Raw genomic sequence first — 15,514 nt, forward strand, 5'->3', positions numbered from 1 at the left:
TTCTATTATTTCCGCGTGGACTTTCAGGACACCGGTCGCGGTACCGGGGATGCACGGATTGACTGGGGCGTGCTGGGCATCCAGAACCTGCCGTTCGTCCAGAACCTGCTGATCGGTCTGCAGCAACCGGTATATGGCCTGGACCTCTGGGCCGCCTATCCCCGGCACCGTCTGATGCTGGAGCCGTCGCTGGTCAATGCCTTTTATCGCGGGCCGCTGCTGGGCATCACTGCTTTCGATATCGACATGGATCGCCGGATTAGCTGGGCGCTGGGCATTGCCCGCGATACCACCGAGGAGCGGGTTGCCGGCTTCCAGGCCATCGATGTCGATCGCGGCGAGGGCGACGGGCTGATCCACGGCCGGCTTTCCTGGTTTCCCCGCTACCGCGAGCGCGGGCGGCACATGCTGCACTTCGGCCTCTCCGGCGCCTATTTGAAGCCTGATGACGACGTCATCACCTTCGGCTTCTACCCCGAGATCTTCACCGATAATCCCGAACTCTTTCCGCTCATCACCGTCGATGACGTGAGCAAATCGGTGCTCGGAGTGCTCGAGTTCCGGTTCGCGGAAGGGCCTTTCTGGATGCAGTCCGACTACGTCTACAACCAGACCAGTCGTGATCAGGCCCCGGACCTGTCCTTCGACAGCTTCTATGTGGAGGCGGGTTATTTTCTGACCGGGGAACAGTCGGTGTTCTCGCCGTTGGCGCTTAACGGGCCGGTGACGCCGGAACCACGGGTCGATCCCGGCGAGGGCGAATACGGGGCCTTCGAGATCCAGGCGCGCTACTCGCGGCTGGACCTGACGGACGAGGAGTTCCAGGGTGGCGCATTCCCCGGGCTAAACACCCGGGGCGCCGAGGTCACCAATTACACCCTGGGGTTCAACTGGTACCTGAATGCGCACATCAAACTGGGCATCAATTACGTGCATTCGGTCCGCGAGGATCTGGACGACGCCCGCTACGATGCCGTCCAGACTCGCCTAGCCTGGCATCTGTAGCTAATGGTACAAACCCCGGGCCGGGCGGCGCCCCGGAGCCAGGGCAAGGGCTTCCGGGGCACCAGCCCGTCCGGGTGGGCCGTTGGGCGATCCAGTGGCGGCCTCAGTCAGCGGCCTCTCTACCGGCACCCCGCTGCTGTTCCTGTTGGTCAATTACCCCGTCGTCGTCCGCATCCCAGCTGCCATGGATACCGGCCATGACTTCCTTTTCGTTCAGTGAGTCGCTGGAGTCAGCATCCCAGCGCTGGAAGACGGTTTTGGTCTCCAGGCGGCGGGCAAACTCGTCACGGTTGATTCGCTCGTCACCGTCGATATCCCAGTGGCTGAAGCCAACGGGGTAGTCGTCTTCCAGCCAGAAACGGCCGCTGGATTCCCACTCATTGCGTGTGATGACGCCGTCGCGGTCGAGATCGATCAGCGAAAAATGGGCGGTAACGTATTCGTCTTCCTCGATGCGCCCGTTGTCATTGCGATCCCAGTCGTCGAAGAAGCGCTGGGCATCGAAACCCATCTTGAATTCACCGAAATCAATCTTGGTGTCATTGTCGGTGTCCAGTACCGTCATCGGCTGTTGGACGTAGGCCGCATCGCCACCAACGCCAACGTTCTGGGCCGGCGCGGCGACACCCACGGCCAAGCCACAGCCGGCTGCGAGTTTCGCCAGATTGCGTAACATGATGATCCTGTATTCAAGTGTCTATTCACGACACTGGTCGCGGGACGTCCATTTTCAACCGTCAGGAGAACCGGGCGGCGGGCATCGGGTCCTGGTTCGCCGGGCCCAAGACGGCACTGTCGGCGCGGTCCGCGGCAGAAGCCGGCCGCGAGCCCGATGCGCCCGACGGTCGGTGTCACTCTCAAGCCTTTTTGATGGCATCACACTTGGAATACCGTTTCCTCGGACGTTTGCTTCTGGCAATGGCGATCTGCTCGTCCATGGCGGTTGGTTGCGCTTCGGTGCCCGAGGTTCATATTCAGGACCATGCGGTTGAATACACGGCCTATGTGGTCAACCACGGTCGGCACACGGGGCTGGCCGTCACTCGGTCTGCCGTTGTTGATGCGATGCCGCAGCTGGCCGCGAACTTGCCGACCGGCGAGTATCTCGAATTTGGTTGGGGCGATGCGCAATACCAGCAGGTCCGGGGCCCGGGATCCGCATTGGCGCTGCGCGCCGTGCTCTGGCCGACCGACAGCGCCTTGCATCTGATTGCCTTGCCGGAATCACCGTCCAAGTATTACCAGATCAACGAGGTGGTGACGGTAACTTTGAGTGAGACGGGCTACCACGCGCTGCTCGACTTCATGGCCGACAGCTTTGAACGCTCTGTCAATGGAAGGCCGCGGCTTCTGACGCTGCCCGAGTATTCATCGTCAGCCCTGTACGCCGGTCAGGGCAGATTCCACTTGTTTAATACATGCAATACGTGGGTTGCGCGGGGCCTGGAGCGCGCGGGCTACCCGGTATCGTCTCGGTGGGTTGTAACGGCCGACGATCTGATGTCCCAACTCCGCAAGCAGCGATGATGCAGGCAGTAAGCTGAATCGGGGTCGACAAGGAAACCAGTGCCCGCGCCGTCCTCATTCGCCCGGGGCCGTCACCTTAAAAAGAGCGTAACGCTCCAACGGCTTCACGCGAGCGAAGCGAGCCCGAAGGGTGAGCCCCATGGATTGGCCGAACAGCCAACGACCACGGTCGTTGGTGAGACGCAGGGCCGAATTCATTCGGCCTGTCTGATTGCAACGCACCAGCCGAAGGGATCGACCTGGCGGGTTGAAACCCGCCCTACACCGGATTCGGGTTGGCAGGCCCTATTGAATTCGGCTGTTCTGCCTGGAATAAGCGGCGCTCGCGGAGCGAGTCCGGAGGATCCGAACACGAATTTGTTCGGAACAAATTCGGACGTGCTGAAAAGCACGGCCCGCAGGGCGGCTTGCAGGAAAGCAGGCCGCAACCCCGACGCAGTCGGCGGTGAGAGCCGATCGACAGCAACCTTCTGGGGGTGTCTCGAAGCCGGGGGAAGGCTTCGGGAAATAAGGATGGCTCCCCGGGACGGGCTCGACGAATTTGTCCGGAACAAATTCGCGCGAGCGCAGCGAGTCCGGAGGACGCGGCTCAGGAAGAGCCGCGCAACCTCGACGCAGTCGGCGGTGAGAGCCGATCGACAGCGAATTTCTGGGGGTATCTCGAAGCCGGAAGAAAGCTTCGAAAGTAAGGATGGCTCCCCGGGACGGGCTCGAACCGCCGACCTAGTGATTAACAGTCACCCGCTCTACCAACTGAGCTACCGGGGAACACGTTGCCGGGCTGGCCAACAACGGCGCGCATAGTAATTTAACCCCCGGGGGCGTGCAAGCCGCGACCGGCGTGATGGCCGGGGGTGCTCTCGGCGGATTCACCGGTGATCGCGCGCCGGATATGGGCCAGCGGGGCGTCGTCGTCGAGGTCGGTGCGAATCAGACCGCGCTGAATTCCGAGCTGGGTCCACAGCGCGTCGAGGTCCACGGTCACGGGCTGGTCGGCCATGCGATCGTACAGATCGGTCAGAATCGATTCGCCGATGGCCTCGTCGCCAATCCGGAGCGTTTTGCGCAGCGACCAGCGCCGGTCCAGGGTGCCGCCGGCCTCGACAATGGCGCGCAGGGCATCCTGCAGGCCGAAGCGGTTGTTGGTGTGCTGGCGAATGCGTACGTCGGCGACGAAGAAGTAGAGCGCACCGCCCCAGTAGACGCGGCCCCAGGTCGGGGTGTGGTCCAGTCCACGATCGCCACGGCGGGGCTGGCCCTGCGGCAGTTGCTGCGCCAGTTCCGCCCAGACTTCTCGGGCGGCGAGGTCACCGACCCGCGCACGCGCGATCGGCTCGACGTAGGTCGCCAGCCCCTCCTTGAACCACTTGTGCTGGTCGCCCACCTGGGGATGCCCCATATGCAGCATCTCGTGGACCAGCACCCAGTCGTCGGCCAGATCTTCGATGCTGGCGTTGCCGCCCAGGCGGATGTCGATGCCGCGCCGCCAGCCGTAGGCGGTGCCGCCGATGTCACCGCCGATTACGGGTCGAATGCGCAGATCCAGCCGGGAGACCGGAAATCCGCCGTAGTAGGCGCTGGCGGTGTGCGCCGCGCCGCGGACCCATGACAACACCTCGTTTCGGCCGACGGCCAGCCGCCCATCGTCGAACGTCACGCGGATTTCACCGCCGCCCACGCGGACGGTGGTGTCCTGTTCGGCCGTGGAAGCGGTTGCCGTCGTCAGCAGAAGAATGCCGGCAAGGGCGGCAGCGAATTGGCGGGAAGTCGGTCGCATGGTGACGACTGCTTGAGACCGTCGTCACCGGTCGGCGTTCCCGCCGTCGACGTCGTCGGTCTATTTCAGAATGTCGCGAATACGGCTGAGTGCGTTCTCCAGATTCTTCATGCTGGTGGCGAACGACAGCCGCAGATAGCCCGGAGCACCGAAGGCGGACCCGGGCACCAGCGCCACGCCGGCCTTTTCGATCAGCATTTCGGAGAAGGCGAGATCGTCATCCGCGCCGTTGCGGGCGATGGCCTCGGAGAAGTCCGGGAAGCTGTAGAAGGTGCCGTCCGACTCGAGGCAGCGCACGCCGGGCAGGTCGTTGAGCGCGGCGACCACGAAGTCGTGCCGTTCCTTGAAGGCCCTGACCATATCGGCCACGCAGCCCTGATCGCCGTCGAGAGCCACCTGCGCCGCTTCCTGCGACACCGTGGTGGCCCCCGAGGTGGACTGCGACTGGATCTTGCTCATCGCCTTGATCAGATCGGTGGGGCCGCCGGCGTAACCGATGCGCCAGCCGGTCATCGAATAGGCCTTGGACACGCCGTTCATCACGATGGCGTGGTCGAACAGGGCCGGGGTGGCATTGACGATGTTCACGAACGGCGCCTCGGTCCAGAGGATGTGCTCGTACATGTCGTCCGTGGCGACGATTACATCCGGGTGCCGGGCCAGCACCTCGCCCAGTGCGGCCAGTTCGGCGCGGGTATAGGCCTTGCCGGTGGGGTTGGACGGGCTGTTGATCACCACGCAGCGGGTGCGGTCGGTGATGGCCGCGTCGAGCTGATCCGGCGTCATCTTGAAACCGGTGTCGATATCGGTCTTCACGATCACCGGTTCGCCGCCGGCAAGCTGCACCATGTCCGGGTAAGACACCCAGTACGGCGCCGGAATAACCACTTCGTCGCCGTCGTCGATGGTGGCCTGGAACAGGTTGTAGAAGCTCTGCTTGCCGCCGACCGAGACCAGAATCTGATCGGTGCTGTAGGTCAGCTCGTTGTCGCGCGCGAACTTGGCGACGATGGCCTTCTTCAGGCCGGGCGTGCCGGGAACGGGGGCGTACTTGGTGGCCCCGCGGTCCAGTGCTGCCTTGGCGGCATCCTTGATGTGATCGGGCGTGTCGAAGTCCGGCTCGCCGGCGCCAAGTCCGATGATGTCCTGCCCCTGGGCCTTCAGCGCGGCGGCGCGTGCGGTCACCGCGAGAGTGGGGGAGGGCTTGATGCGCTGGACGCGCTGGGAAAGCTTGGTCGCCACGGGGAAATCCTTGTGAGTAGGGCCGGAAAACGCGGTCGAATGATAAGCAATGGCCGTTGCCTTTACCAATGATCGGCCCCAGGATGAGCGCATGCACCAGGATTTTGCACTCAAGGCCGACTGGCCACCGGCCGGAGATCAGCCGGCCGCCATTGACGGCCTGGTGGAAGGCCTCGCCGACGGTCTGGCCCATCAGGTTCTGCTGGGCGTCACCGGTTCCGGCAAGACGTACACCATGGCCAATGTGGCCATGCGCGCGGGCCGGCCCATGCTGGTGATGGCGCCCAACAAGACGCTGGCGGCGCAGCTCTACGGCGAGTTCCGCGAGTTCTTCCCGGACAACGCGGTGGAATACTTCGTTTCCTACTACGACTACTACCAGCCCGAGGCCTACGTGCCTTCGTCGGATACCTTCATCGAGAAGGATTCGTCGATCAACGACCACATCGAGCAGATGCGCCTGTCGGCCACCAAGGCCCTGATGGAGCGTCGCGACACCATCATCGTGGCCTCGGTCTCCGCCATCTACGGTCTGGGCGATCCCAAGGCCTACTTCTCCATGGTCCTGCACCTGGACGAGGGCGACCGCATCGGCCAGCGCGACATCGTCAAGCGGCTGGCCGAGCTGCAGTACACCCGCAACGACATGGCGCTGGAGCGTGGCACCTATCGGGTGCGCGGCGAGGTGATCGACATCTTCCCGGCCGAAGCCGATGAGGAAGCCGTCCGGGTGGAGCTGTTCGACGATGAGGTCGAGCGTCTGTCGTATTTCGACCCGCTCACCGGCACCGTCAACCGCAAGGTACCGCGGCTGACGATCTACCCGAAAACGCATTACGTCACCCCGCGCGAGCGCATGCTTTCCGCGATGGGCGAGATCAAGGAAGAGTTGAAGGTCCGCAAGAAGGAATTCGAGCAGGCCGGCAAGCTGATCGAGGCCCAGCGCATCGAGCAACGCACCCTGTTCGATCTGGAGATGATCCAGGAAATCGGCTTCTGCTCGGGGATCGAGAACTACTCCCGCTACCTTTCCGGTCGTGCCCCCGGCGAGCCGCCGCCCTGTCTGCTGGACTACCTGCCGGACGACGCCATCCTGGTGCTGGACGAATCCCATGTCACCGTTCCCCAGATCGGCGGCATGTACAAGGGCGACCGCGCCCGCAAGGAAACCCTGGTGGAATATGGCTTCCGCCTGCCCTCGGCGCTGGACAACCGCCCGCTGCGTTTCGACGAGTTCGAGCGGATTGCGCCGCAGCGCATCTACGTGTCGGCCACGCCCGGGCCCTACGAACTCGAGCACGGCGACAACACCGTGGAGCAGGTGGTGCGGCCCACCGGCCTGGTGGACCCGGCGGTGGAAATCCGGCCCGCGGAAAACCAGGTGGATGATCTGCTGGGTGAGGTACACGACATCGTCGCCCGCAACGAGCGGGTTCTGGTGACCACGCTCACCAAACGCATGGCCGAGGACCTCACCGAATATCTGCACGAGAACGGCGTGCGGGTGCGTTACCTGCACTCGGATATCGACACCGTCGAGCGCAGCGAGATCATCCGCGACCTGCGCCTGGGTGAATTCGATGTGCTGGTCGGCATCAACCTGCTGCGCGAAGGGCTGGATATCCCCGAGGTCTCGCTGGTTGCCATCCTCGATGCTGACAAGGAAGGCTTCCTGCGCGCCGAACGGTCACTGATTCAGACGATTGGCCGCGCCGCCCGCAACGTCAACGGCCGGGCCATTCTCTACGCCGACGTGCGCACCGGCTCAATGAGCCGGGCAATCGAGGAAACCGAGCGGCGCCGCGCCAAGCAGGTGGCGCACAACGAGGAACACGGCATTACGCCCCAGACCATCCGCAAGGCCGTGGCCGACGTCATGCGCTACGGCTATGAGGAATACGACGACGGCCAGAAGCAGCGCCAGGTGGCGGAGAAGGGCGGCAGTTACGCTCGCATGTCGCCCGCCAAGCTGGCCAAGGAAATCGAGGCGCTGGAAAAGCAGATGTTCAAGGCCGCCGAGAATCTGGAATTCGAGGAAGCCGCCCGCCTGCGCGACCAGATCCACAAGATCCGCAACAGCGCGTTCGAGTTGCCGGCCAAGGTGGGTTAACGAAAGTAATAACGTTCGTTATAATTCGGCAATATTCAGTCAGCCGTGTGAGCAGGATATGGAACTCAAACTACGCAAGACGGGAAATTCGCTGAGCACCATCTGGCCGCGCGAAGTGCTGAACCGCTTGCGGGTTGGTGAAGGCGAGTCGCTTTATCTGACCGAGACGCCCGGCGGCGTCATGGTGACGGCTGCCGATCCGAAGTTCGCGCAGACGATGCAGAGCACCGACGAGGTGATCCGGCGCTACCGCAACGCGTACCGGGAACTGGCGGATAAATGAACAAGGAGCCAATCTGGCTCGAGACCCGCGAGGTCGAATTCATCAATCACCAGCTGGTGTCGGCGTTCGGCGGCCTGGCGGGCGGAGTCCGTGATCACACGCTACTGGAAGCGGCGATTGCGCGTCCGCTCAATCAGTGGGCGTATGACGAGCCCCCTCCGAACCTGTTTGATCTCGCAGCAGCTTATTGTTTCGGGGTCTGCAAGGGCCATGCGTTTCATGACGGCAACAAGCGAACGGCCCATGCTGCCGCCACCGTGTTCCTTTTGAACAATGGGTTTCGGCACGAGACAGAGGAGTCGGATGTTGTGTCGATGGTCGTCGCGCTTGCCGAAGACCAGGTATCCGAATCCGACATGGCGGAATGGTTTCGCCGGACCAGCGTTTCGATATGACCGGTGGGTAGAACCTCCCCGCTTGAGCGGGGCAAGCGCTTGCGGTATTGTCCGCCACCGATAGGCGCGTAGCTCAGTTGGTTAGAGCGCTACCTTGACATGGTAGAGGTCGTTGGTTCGAATCCAATCGCGCCTACCAAATCCGTCTCCCGAGCGGGTTGGCATGACCTACACTGGTTGCTTCCGCTTGACTTCTCACCAACGACCTTGGTCGTTGGTTGCGCGGCTCATCCCTGAGCCGCGTCCTCCGGACTCGCTTTGCTCGCGCCGCTTTGTTCCGGACAAAGCGGTCGAATCCAATCGCGCCTACCAGTTCGAACCTGATGTAGGGCGGGTTTCAACCTGCCGGGTTGATTCCTTCGGCTGGTCCGTTGCAATCAGACAGGCCGAATGAATTCGGGCCTACGCGATATCGGTGTGGGGCGGGTTTCAACCCGCCGGCCCGATAACGGCTAGCTCCGGCCGGGCTTCTCCTCTATCATGCGCGCCGCCGCGCACAACGCGGCTCCACACATTTTTTAAACACGCGGCCCTTCGTATCGGTCGCCACTGACTGGAGGCTTCATGCCCACGATTACCCTGCCTGACGGTTCCACCAAATCCTTCGATCATCCCGTTACCGTCATGCAGGTGGCGGAATCCATCGGCCCCGGGCTGGCAAAGGCGACGCTGGCGGGCCGTGTGGACGGCGAACTGGTCGATGCCTGCGTGGCAATCGATCACGACGCGTCGCTGGAAATCGTTACTCCCCACGATGACGACGGCGTGGATATCATCCGCCACTCCTGTGCCCATCTGCTGGGGCAGGCGCTCAAGACGCTGTATCCGGACGTGAAGATGGCCATCGGTCCCGTGATCGAGGACGGCTTCTACTACGATGTCGCGCTCGATCGCACGCTCACGCCGGAGGATCTGGCGGCCATCGAGGCCCGGATGCTGGAACTGGCGGAACGCGATCACGAGGTGATTCGCGAAGTGGTCAGCCGCGAGCAGGCGCTGGCCGCGTTCGAGCGGCGCAACGAGCCCTACAAGCAGGCCATCGTGCGCGAGATTCCGGACGGCGAGACCATTGCGCTGTACCACCACGAAGACTACACGGACATGTGCAAGGGTCCGCACGTGCCCAATTCCCGGCATCTGCGCGCCTTCAAGCTGACCAGCCTGGCCGGGGCCTACTGGCGGGGTGACTCGAACAACGAGATGCTCACGCGCATCTACGGCACCGCCTGGGCCAACAAGAAGGATCTGAAGGCTTACCTCGAACGCATCGAGGAGGCCAAAAAGCGCGATCACCGCGCCATCGGCCGCCGGCTGGACTACTTCCACCTGCAGGAAGAGGCGCCGGGCATGGTCTTCTGGCACGACCGCGGCTGGAAGATCTACCTGACCATTACTGATTACATTCGTCGCAAGCTGGATGCCCGCGGCTACCGCGAAGTGCATACGCCGAGCATCATCGACCTGTCGCTGTGGAAGAAGTCCGGCCATGCCGACAAGTTCGCGGACGACATGTTTCTGACCGGCTCGGAAGACCGCCAGTACGCGGTCAAGCCGATGAATTGCCCGGCCCACGTGCAGATATTCAACCGCGGGCTGACCAGCTATCGCGACCTGCCCATCCGGCTGGCGGAGTTCGGCTCCTGCCACCGCAACGAGGCCTCCGGCACGCTGCACGGGCTGATGCGGGTGCGCGGCTTCGTCCAGGACGACGCCCATATCTTCTGCACCGAGGAACAGATTGCCGACGAGGTTTCCGCCTTTATCGATCTGGTCTACGAGGTCTACGCCGACTTCGGCTTCGAGGACGTCTCGGTCAAGCTCTCGACCCGGCCGGAACAGCGGGTGGGATCGGACGAGGTCTGGGACAAGGCCGAAGCCGCGCTGGAGGCAAGCCTCAACGTCAAGAAGCTGGACTGGCAGTTGCAACCGGGCGAGGGCGCCTTCTACGGCCCCAAGATCGAATTCGCCCTGCGCGACTGCCTCAACCGTGTCTGGCAGCTGGGCACCGTGCAGCTGGATTTCGCCATGCCCGAGCGCCTTGGCGCCGAATACGTGGACGAACACAGCGAGCGGCGCACCCCGGTGATGATCCACCGCGCCATCCTCGGGTCGCTGGAGCGCTTCATCGGTATTCTCATCGAACACCACGCCGGTTCGTTGCCGCTGTGGCTGGCGCCGGTGCAGGCGGTGGTGCTCAATATCACCGATCGGCAGTTCGATTACGCCGCCGAAGTGGCCGAAACCCTGACCGCCGCGGGATTGCGTGTTGAAAATGACTTGAGAAACGAGAAGATCGGTTATAAAATCCGCGAGCAAACGCTTCAGCGCATTCCCTACCTCCTGGTCCTTGGCGACCGGGAAGTCGAAACCCGTACCGTTGCGGTACGCACCAGGGAAGGCGAGGATCTCGGCGCCATCGAGTTGAATGAACTCACCGATCGGCTGGTTCGGGAAGTCGCCGAGCGCGGGTAGCGACAGGAACCGGCAGCCCGGCACACCGAGCAGCCGGCTTTTTCGTTATTGGAGGATGCGAATATCGCTTCTGGACAAAAGGATCGGCGCAACGAGGACATAACCGCGCCCGAAGTACGGGTGATCGCGCCGGATGGGGAACAGGTCGGCGTACTGAGCCGCGAAGATGCCCTGGCCAAGGCGGCCGAGTACGAACTGGATCTGGTCGAAGTCTCCCCGAACGCGCTGCCACCGGTCGCGCGGATCATGGATTACGGCAAGCACGTCTTCCACAAGAGCAAATCGCAGCAGACCGCGCGCAAGAAGACCAAGCAGACCCAGCTCAAGGAGATGAAGTTCCGCCCCGGCACCGACGTGGGCGACTACAACATCAAGCTGCGCAAGCTGCGCGAATTCCTTGAGGAAGGCGACAAGATCAAGGTGACCCTGCGGTTTCGCGGGCGGGAAATGGCCCACCAGGAACTCGGGCTCGAACTGCTGGACAGGGTTCGGGATGACCTCGAGGACATGGCCTCCGTCGAGCAGAAGCCGGAAATGCAGGGCCGATTGATGACCATGGTGATGGCGCCGCTCAAGACAGCGAAAGGCGCCAGGGCCAAAGCCACCAGCGAATAAGGCGAATAGATAATGCCCAAACTCAAGACCAACCGCGGTGCCGCCAAGCGTTTCAAGCGCGCCGGCAGCGGCAAGTGGCGTCGGCATCATGCCAACGCCAACCACATTCTCACCAAGAAGGCGGCGAAGCGTAAGCGTCGTCTGGCGACGGATGCAGTGGTAGCCGATTCCGATCAGCGGTCGCTCGACCGGCTGATGCCCTACCAGTAACGCTCGCGTTTTTACAGGAATTCGATCATGGCAAGAGTCAGTCGCGGCGTCACCGCCAAGGCGCGCCACAAGAAGGTTCTCAAGCAGGCCAAGGGTTACTACGGCGCCCGTAGCCGCAGCTACCGCGTTGCCCGGCAGGCGGTCTTCAAGTCCGGCCAGTACGCGTACCGTGACCGCCGCCAGCGCAAGCGGCAGTTCCGGGCGCTGTGGATTACCCGCATCAATGCGGCCGCCAAGGAAGCGGGGCTGTCCTACAGCCGTCTGATCCACGGGCTCGACCAGGCCGGTATCGAGCTGGATCGCAAGGTGCTGGCCGACATGGCTGTCCAGGACAAGGCCGCGTTTACCGCGGTGGTGGAAAAGGCCCGGGCCGCGCTGGCCTGACGCGTCCCGGCTGCGCGCTGATTGCGCGGCCGCCGGTTATCGTGCAGGGGAAAGGCCATACGGGTCTTTCCCCTGTTTGTTTTGGTAGACGGAAAATACCCGATGGCTGATCTGGAAGGCCTGCTGCAACAGGCACGATCCGAGGTAGCGGATGCCGCCGATCTGGCGGCGCTGGACAGCGTTCGGGTGGCCTATCTGGGCAAGAAGGGCAGCGTCACCCAGCAGCTCAAGACGCTCGGGGATCTGCCCGCGGATCAGCGCCGCGAGGCCGGGCAGCGCATCAACGAGGTCAAACAGGCGGTAGCCGAGGCCATCGACAGCCGCAAGGCCGACCTGGAAGCGGCCGAGCGCGACCGCCAGCTTGCCGCCGAGGCGGTGGACGTCACCCTGCCGGGCCGCGGCGAACGTCCCGGGGCGTTGCATCCGATTACCCGCACCATGTCCCGCATCGAGGCCATTCTCGGCCGCGCCGGCTTCGCCATTGCCGAAGGCCCGGAGATCGAGGACGACTACCACAACTTCGAAGCCCTCAACGTGCCGCCCGAGCATCCTGCCCGGGCCATGCAGGACACCTTCTACCTTGACGGCGGCTCGCGCCTGCTGCGCACCCACACCTCGCCGGTGCAGATCCGCGTGATGGAGCACCAGCCGCCGCCCATCCGCATCATTGCTCCAGGCCGCGTCTACCGCTGCGATTCCGATCGCACCCACAGCCCCATGTTCCACCAGGTGGAAGGGTTGTACGTGGCCGAGAACGTCTGCTTCGCCGAACTGCGCGCCGACCTGCAGGCGTTTCTCGAAGCCTTCTTCGAGACCGAACTGACCCTGCGTTTCCGGCCTTCCTATTTCCCGTTCACCGAGCCCTCGGCCGAGGTCGACATCGACCGCGCCGGCTTGAATCTCGGCACCGGCTGGATGGAGGTTCTGGGCTGCGGCATGGTCCATCCCAACGTGCTGGCCTCGGTGGGCATCGACGCCGAACGCTATACCGGCTACGCCTTCGGCATGGGGGTCGAGCGCCTGGCCATGCTGCGTTACGGCGTGGACGACCTGCGGCTGTTCTACGACAACGATCTGCGCTTCCTGCGCCAGTTCGCATAGCTGGGGGCTACGTGAAATTCAACGAACAGTGGCTGCGGTCCTGGGTTAACCCGGCAGTAGACACGGAAGAACTCTGCCAGCAGCTCACCATGGCCGGCCTGGAAGTCGATGAAACCGCCCCGGCCGGACCGGCGTTGAACGACGTGGTGGTCGGCCGGATTCAGGCCGTCAGCCCGCACCCCGATGCCGACAAGCTCAGCATCTGCCAGGTCGAGACCGGCGCGGCGGAACCCGCGAGCATCGTCTGCGGCGCGCCCAACGCCGCGGCCGGGCTGGTTGTGCCGGTGGCGTTGCCGGGGGCAACGCTGCCCAACGGCCTGGCGGTCGAAGCCGCGGCAATCCGGGGCGTTGCCTCGGCGGGCATGCTCTGTTCGGCGGCCGAACTGGGATTGAGCGACGATGCCGCGGGCCTGATGGCGCTGGATGCCGATGCCGTCATCGGAACACCGCTGGCCGATCATCTGGCGCTGAACGACACGGTCATCGATATCGACCTGACCCCCAACCGCGGCGATTGCCTCAGCCTGCGCGGCATCGCCCGCGAGGTCGGCGTCTGGAACCGCCTGTCGGTGATTGAACCGGATATCGCCGACGTCGGGGTGGGCACGGACGACACCCGCCCGGTAATCATCGAGGCGGAAGCGGACTGCCGTATCTACGCCGGGCGGGTGATCAAGGGCATCGATGTGGCCGCCCGCACCCCCGACTGGATGCGCGAGCGCCTGCGCCGGGCCGGTATCCGCCCGATCTTCCCGGTGGTGGATGTCACCAACTACGTGCTGCTGGAACTCGGCCAGCCGATGCACGCGTTCGATCAGCACAGGTTGCAGGGCGAGGTCCGGGTTCGCCGGGCGACAAACGGTGAAACGCTGACCCTGCTGGATGATCAGGCAATCACCCTGGATGAGCACACGCTGGTGATTGCCGACACGGACGGACCGGTTGCCATGGCCGGCGTCATGGGCGGCGCCCAAACCGCGGTGGGCGAGGACACGGTCGATGTGTTCCTCGAGAGCGCCTGTTTCACCCCGAGCGCCGTGGCTGGCACCGGCCGGCGCTACAAGCTTCATACCGACTCGCTGCACCGGTTCGAGCGTGGCGTCGATCCGATGCTGGCGCCACAGGCCCTGCAGCGCGCCACCGCGCTGATCCAACAGATCGCCGGCGGCCGGGCTGGTCCGGTCACGCTGGCCGGCGAAGCCCGTTCGAATCCCGCCAGCGTGACGCTGCGTGCCGATCGCCTGGCCCGGCTGCTGGGCACCACCGTACCCGATGCCGAGATCACGGACATCCTGGAACGCCTGGGCATGCGGATCGAGGCCGGCGGCGAGCCGGGCGTCTGGCAGGTCACGCCGCCCAGTCACCGCTACGATATCGCGCTCGAGGCCGATCTGATCGAGGAAGTGGCCCGCATCCATGGCTACGATCACCTGCCGGCCGAACCGCGCCCGGTGCACGCGCCGATCACCACCCAGCCCGAATCCCGGCGGTCGATCAGCCGCATCCGCGATGTGCTGTGTCAGCGTGGCTACGACGAGGCCATTAGCTACAGCTTCGTCGACCGGCAGCTGCAGGGCGCACTGGGCGCCGGGCAGGGCGCCATCGACCTGGACAACCCCATCGCCGCCCAGCATGCCCAGATGCGTACCACTCTCTGGAGCAGTCTGTTGCCCTGCTGGCAGCACAACCGCCGCCGGCAGCAGCACCGCGTACGGCTGTTCGAGATCGGACTGCGCTTCGAGCGCGGCGACGGCGACGACATCCGCCAGACGTCCACGTTGGCCGGCCTGGTCGATGGCCCGGCCACGCCCGAGCACTGGGACGGCGGCACCCGGGCGATCGACTTCTTCGACGCCAAGGGCGACATCGAAGCCCTATTCGGCGGACGGGCCGAACAGCTCGAGTGGACCGCCGATCAGCCCGCCGGCCTGCACCCGGGCCGGAGCGCCACGATCCGGCTGGATGGCAAGCCGGTCGGCCGTCTGGGCCAGTTGCATCCGAGTCTGTCAAAAGATCTTGAAAGCAAGCACTTGCCCTATGTTTTTGAACTGAATTACGAAGCTATCCAGCAGACACGGGTGCCGCGCTTCGAAAGCGTCAGCGAGTACCCGGAAGTCCGGCGAGACCTTGCCCTGACGGTGCCCGATCAACAGGCGGTTGGCGGCCTTCTGGCGACGATCCGGCAACTGGATCAGCCCTGGCTGACCGCTATTCGCGTATTTGATGTCTTCCGAGGCGGCGACCTTGAGACGGGTTTCAAGAGCGTCGCTTTGGGCTTGATTTTTCAGGATAAAACGAGCACATTGAGCCACGAAAGCGTGGACGAAGCGGTGAACCGCATTACCGAAGCGCTCAATCACGACTGCGGTGCGCAGGTCAGGGGGCATTCGTAA

At 63.8% G+C, this 15,514-nt stretch carries 14 protein-coding genes and 2 tRNA genes; 12 read left to right on the forward strand and 4 right to left on the reverse strand.

The window, feature by feature from the left end; translation table 11 throughout:
* Positions 1-1,005, forward strand: a 1,005-nt coding sequence (locus RM532_RS12745; protein WP_311653719.1) for a porin, incomplete at its 5' end; no start/stop codon positions are given.
* A 103-nt stretch (positions 1,006-1,108) separates the two neighbouring features.
* Here RM532_RS12745 and RM532_RS12750 read toward each other — a convergent pair.
* Entirely contained in the window at positions 1,109-1,681 is a 573-nt protein-coding gene (locus tag RM532_RS12750; RefSeq protein WP_311653720.1) for an EF-hand domain-containing protein, read from the reverse strand.
* A gap of 17 nt (positions 1,682-1,698) precedes the next feature.
* On the opposite strand from RM532_RS12750, the gene RM532_RS12755 reads away from it, so the two are divergent.
* Positions 1,699-2,532: a DUF2459 domain-containing protein gene (locus RM532_RS12755; RefSeq protein ID WP_311653721.1), complete on the forward strand. Its 834-nt coding sequence runs from the start codon at positions 1,699-1,701 to the stop codon at positions 2,530-2,532.
* Between the two features lie 692 nt (positions 2,533-3,224).
* Here the strand turns inward: RM532_RS12755 and RM532_RS12760 are convergent.
* The 3 genes from RM532_RS12760 to RM532_RS12770 all read right to left on the reverse strand — a co-directional run bounded on the left by RM532_RS12760 (position 3,225) and on the right by RM532_RS12770 (position 5,551).
* Positions 3,225-3,300, reverse strand: a tRNA-Asn gene (locus RM532_RS12760).
* A 40-nt stretch (positions 3,301-3,340) separates the two neighbouring features.
* Positions 3,341-4,309 (reverse strand): gluzincin family metallopeptidase, encoded by a 969-nt coding sequence (locus RM532_RS12765; RefSeq protein WP_311653722.1) that lies wholly within the window; start codon positions 4,307-4,309, stop codon positions 3,341-3,343.
* Between the two features lie 60 nt (positions 4,310-4,369).
* Entirely contained in the window at positions 4,370-5,551 is a 1,182-nt protein-coding gene (locus RM532_RS12770) for a pyridoxal phosphate-dependent aminotransferase (protein WP_311653723.1), read from the reverse strand.
* A gap of 91 nt (positions 5,552-5,642) precedes the next feature.
* Here RM532_RS12770 and uvrB point away from each other — a divergent pair, with 91 nt between their 5' ends.
* The 10 genes from uvrB to pheT all read left to right on the forward strand — a co-directional run bounded on the left by uvrB (position 5,643) and on the right by pheT (position 15,514).
* Positions 5,643-7,661, forward strand: a complete 2,019-nt coding sequence (uvrB, locus tag RM532_RS12775; RefSeq protein ID WP_311653724.1) for an excinuclease ABC subunit UvrB — start codon at positions 5,643-5,645, stop codon at positions 7,659-7,661.
* A gap of 58 nt (positions 7,662-7,719) precedes the next feature.
* Entirely contained in the window at positions 7,720-7,944 is a 225-nt protein-coding gene (locus RM532_RS12780) for an AbrB/MazE/SpoVT family DNA-binding domain-containing protein (protein WP_311653725.1), read from the forward strand.
* On the forward strand, positions 7,941-8,339 hold the full coding sequence (locus RM532_RS12785; protein ID WP_311653726.1) for a type II toxin-antitoxin system death-on-curing family toxin: 399 nt from the start codon (positions 7,941-7,943) through the stop codon (positions 8,337-8,339). The genes RM532_RS12780 and RM532_RS12785 overlap by 4 nt, the downstream gene beginning before the upstream one ends.
* A gap of 62 nt (positions 8,340-8,401) precedes the next feature.
* Positions 8,402-8,478 (forward strand) — tRNA-Val (locus RM532_RS12790).
* Positions 8,479-8,903: 425 nt separating this feature from the next.
* Positions 8,904-10,811: a threonine--tRNA ligase gene (thrS, locus tag RM532_RS12795; protein WP_311653727.1), complete on the forward strand. Its 1,908-nt coding sequence runs from the start codon at positions 8,904-8,906 to the stop codon at positions 10,809-10,811.
* A 48-nt stretch (positions 10,812-10,859) separates the two neighbouring features.
* Complete coding sequence (gene infC / locus RM532_RS12800; protein ID WP_349255321.1) at positions 10,860-11,426, forward strand: translation initiation factor IF-3; 567 nt, start codon at positions 10,860-10,862, stop codon at positions 11,424-11,426.
* Between the two features lie 12 nt (positions 11,427-11,438).
* Complete coding sequence (rpmI, locus tag RM532_RS12805) at positions 11,439-11,636, forward strand: 50S ribosomal protein L35 (RefSeq protein WP_311653728.1); 198 nt, start codon at positions 11,439-11,441, stop codon at positions 11,634-11,636.
* Between the two features lie 27 nt (positions 11,637-11,663).
* Complete coding sequence (rplT, locus tag RM532_RS12810) at positions 11,664-12,020, forward strand: 50S ribosomal protein L20 (protein WP_311653729.1); 357 nt, start codon at positions 11,664-11,666, stop codon at positions 12,018-12,020.
* A gap of 102 nt (positions 12,021-12,122) precedes the next feature.
* Positions 12,123-13,121, forward strand: coding sequence for a phenylalanine--tRNA ligase subunit alpha (pheS, locus tag RM532_RS12815; RefSeq protein ID WP_311653730.1), 999 nt, complete (start codon positions 12,123-12,125; stop codon positions 13,119-13,121).
* Between the two features lie 11 nt (positions 13,122-13,132).
* Complete coding sequence (gene pheT / locus RM532_RS12820) at positions 13,133-15,514, forward strand: phenylalanine--tRNA ligase subunit beta (protein ID WP_311653731.1); 2,382 nt, start codon at positions 13,133-13,135, stop codon at positions 15,512-15,514.

The sequence above is a fragment of the Spectribacter hydrogenoxidans genome, assembly GCF_031846275.1.
Classification (GTDB): domain Bacteria; phylum Pseudomonadota; class Gammaproteobacteria; order Nevskiales; family Salinisphaeraceae; genus Spectribacter; species Spectribacter hydrogenoxidans.

Coding starts and splice junctions, on each gene's coding strand:
- RM532_RS12750 (WP_311653720.1), bottom strand. CDS start 1,681: ATGTTACGCAATCTGGCGAAACTCGCAGCCGGCTGTGGCTTGGCCGTG.
- RM532_RS12765 (WP_311653722.1), bottom strand. CDS start 4,309: ATGCGACCGACTTCCCGCCAATTCGCTGCCGCCCTTGCCGGCATTCTT.
- uvrB (WP_311653724.1), top strand. CDS start 5,643: ATGCACCAGGATTTTGCACTCAAGGCCGACTGGCCACCGGCCGGAGAT.
- RM532_RS12780 (WP_311653725.1), top strand. CDS start 7,720: ATGGAACTCAAACTACGCAAGACGGGAAATTCGCTGAGCACCATCTGG.
- RM532_RS12785 (WP_311653726.1), top strand. CDS start 7,941: ATGAACAAGGAGCCAATCTGGCTCGAGACCCGCGAGGTCGAATTCATC.
- thrS (WP_311653727.1), top strand. CDS start 8,904: ATGCCCACGATTACCCTGCCTGACGGTTCCACCAAATCCTTCGATCAT.
- rpmI (WP_311653728.1), top strand. CDS start 11,439: ATGCCCAAACTCAAGACCAACCGCGGTGCCGCCAAGCGTTTCAAGCGC.
- rplT (WP_311653729.1), top strand. CDS start 11,664: ATGGCAAGAGTCAGTCGCGGCGTCACCGCCAAGGCGCGCCACAAGAAG.
- pheS (WP_311653730.1), top strand. CDS start 12,123: ATGGCTGATCTGGAAGGCCTGCTGCAACAGGCACGATCCGAGGTAGCG.